The sequence below is a fragment of the Stieleria sp. JC731 genome (assembly GCF_020966635.1).
GTDB lineage: Bacteria > Planctomycetota > Planctomycetia > Pirellulales > Pirellulaceae > Stieleria.
Window position 1 is genome coordinate 1 of sequence record NZ_JAJKFQ010000038.1, and the last position, 2,136, is coordinate 2,136.

Consider the following 2,136-nt stretch of genomic DNA (forward strand, 5'->3'; position numbering starts at 1 on the left):
ATTGCGATCAATAGGAAACTGACGTCTCGCGAAATCAAATGGGCCGAGTTCACGAGCAACTATCAAACCGTAACCTCAAGTGCAACGATCAGCTATCAGTTGCTAGGTGAGATCAGATAGGCCGGAATCAACGCTTTGTAGTGCAAAGGGCGATGGCCATCCGGGAAACAGATGAGTCATTCAGCGGTTCATTTACCCGCGCGAACGGCGGACATAACCGAGTGACGGCGGACGACTAACCACTTCAGAAACCCCGACTCCGTCACTTCGGTTCATGTCATGGTTCGCGTGGTACGCACGACCACAGTCTGCACTACCTCGCTGCCGACAAGTCTACCCGATTCGAATCGCCGAGGGGAACGAGCATTAATCTCCGGCTGGCGCATAGGGCGTTTGACTAGCTATCTCGGAGCAAAAATCAACTGTGACATCAAATGCGATCATCAGGAAACTGCTGTTCCTTGAACTCGCGTGTGCGTTGCCCAAGCAACACAATCAAAACGTGAATTCGATTGCGATCAAAAGGAAACTCACGTCTCGCGAAATCCGTTGGGCCGCGTTCAAGCACAACTATCAGACGGTGAATTCAAATGCAGCGATCATCAAACATTTGCCCAGTGAAATCAGATGGGCCGGATTCAGCAGCATTGGATCCAGTCACAACCACCCGCGCGAACGGCGGACATAACCGAGTGACGGCGGATGACACACCACTTCGAAACCCCCGACTCCGTCACTTCGGTTCATGTCATGGTTCGCGTGGTACGCACGACCACAGTCTGCAATACATCGCTGCTGACAAGTCTACCCGATCGGAATGGCCAAGGGGAACGAGCATTGATATTTCAGCCGGCGGGTAGGGCGTTTGACCAGCAATCTCCAAGCAGGGATCAAACTGTGACATCAGAAGCGATCATCAGGAAACTGTGGTTCCCTGAAATCCAGTGGGCCACGCACAGCAACAACGATCAAACCGTGACGTCAAATGCCATTGATTGGAAACTGATGTCTCAAGAAATCAATTGGGCAGTATTCACGAGCAACTATCAAACGACAAACTCAGTTGCGGCGATCGGTTAACGGTTGCTAGGTGAGATCGGCTGGGCCAGATTCATACGCTTCAAATTGCAGAGGGCGATGACCAAGCTGGAGACAGATGTGATATCAGCCAGTTCACCTACCCGCGCGAACGGCGGACATAACCGAGTGACGGCAGATGACTAACCACTTCAAAAACCCCGACTCCGTCACTTCGGTTCATGTCATGGTTCGCGTGGTACACACGACCACGGCCAGCAGTACATCGCGCGTGACAAGTCTACCCGATCGGAATGACAAAGGGGAACGAGCATAGATATTTCGGCTGGCGCATAGGGCGTTTGAACTGCTATCTCGGAGCAACATACAAACCGTGACATCAAATGCGATAAACAGGAAACTGCTGACCCGTGAATTCAGATGGGTTTTATTTGAGCGACACGATCAAACCGTGAATTCGGTTGCGATCAACAGGAAACTGCTGTCGCGCTAAATCCAGTGGGCCGCGATCAGGCACAACTATCAAACCTTGATTTCAGTTGCGGCGATCAGCTAACAGTTGCCACGCAAGATCAGATGGGCCGGATCCAAAAGCTTTGCAGTGCAAGGGACTATGACCAACTGAGAGAAAGTTGAGTCACCAGGCAGTTCATCTACCCGCGCGAACGGTCATGGTCACCGAGTCGGCGCGGTTGAGGTGAAACTAAAACCCAAAAGACGTCGACTCGCCGACTTCGGTGCACCAACAGGTTCGCGAGGTACCCACGACCACAGTCGGCACCACATCGCTGGTGACAAGTCTACTCGATCGTAATCGCGATGGGGAACGAGCATAGATATTTCGGCCGGCGCATGGGGCGGTTGAACTGCCATCCCGGAGCAGATAACAAACCGTGACATTAAATGCGATAGACAGGAAACTGTTGTCTCTTCAAATCAGATGGGCGATATCAAAGCGAGACAATCAAACCGCGAATTCAATTGCGATCAATAGGAAACTGACGTCTCGCGAAATCAAATGGGCCGAGTTCACGAGCAACTATCAAACCGTAACCTCAAGTGCAACGATCAGCTATCAGTTGCTAGGTGAGATCAGAT

1 protein-coding gene is annotated in these 2,136 nt (G+C 51.6%); it reads left to right on the forward strand.

The window, feature by feature from the left end; genetic code table 11:
- The first annotated feature begins 702 nt into the window (after nucleotides 1–702).
- The gene (locus tag LOC67_RS27045; RefSeq protein WP_230263823.1) at nucleotides 703–1,080 is read left to right on the forward strand and encodes a hypothetical protein; all 378 of its coding nucleotides are present in this window, start codon (nucleotides 703–705) and stop codon (nucleotides 1,078–1,080) included.
- Nucleotides 1,081–2,136 lie beyond the last annotated feature (1,056 nt).

What these genes read in the sequence shown, in the direction of transcription:
- LOC67_RS27045 (WP_230263823.1), top strand. Translation starts at nt 703, where the DNA reads ATGACACACCACTTCGAAACCCCCGACTCCGTCACTTCGGTTCATGTC.